Here is a 404-nt window from a genome sequence, read left to right on the forward strand (position 1 = left end):
ACACTCGACGATGCGTGCGCGACGCTGAGTTTCCCGCGCCCGGTGGTGGTCGTCTCGGCTTAGCGGGGCGACCCCGGTAGGCCGGTACCGCACAAACCTGTACAGCGGCCCCGGACCCGACATAAATTGAGCCGTGGGCTCACTACGGCCCCAGAGCCGGCACTACGTCCAGCCAGCGCCGAAACGGTCGCTGCGGATCCTGGTTGTCGGCGCCGGGGTGGGTGGCATCTCTATCGCCCGGGGATTGCTGCGGGACGGCCATGACGTCACGGTGTTCGAGCAGCGCCCCGATGTGCGGGCCGGCGGCGGCGCCGTCACCATCTGGTCGAACGGCGAAACTGTGCTGCGGCAACTCGGCGTCGCTATGGACGGCGCCGGCCAGGAGCTGTCGACGGTGCGGGTGG

At 69.6% G+C, this 404-nt stretch carries 1 protein-coding gene; it reads left to right on the forward strand.

The window, feature by feature from the left end; translation table 11 throughout:
• Window positions 1–133 precede the first annotated feature (133 nt).
• Window positions 134–404, forward strand: a 271-nt coding sequence (locus tag RNC47_RS37250) for an FAD-dependent oxidoreductase (protein WP_311605308.1), incomplete at its 3' end; no start/stop codon positions are given.

This window comes from Streptomyces millisiae, assembly GCF_031845425.1.
Lineage (GTDB): Bacteria > Actinomycetota > Actinomycetes > Streptomycetales > Streptomycetaceae > Streptomyces > Streptomyces millisiae.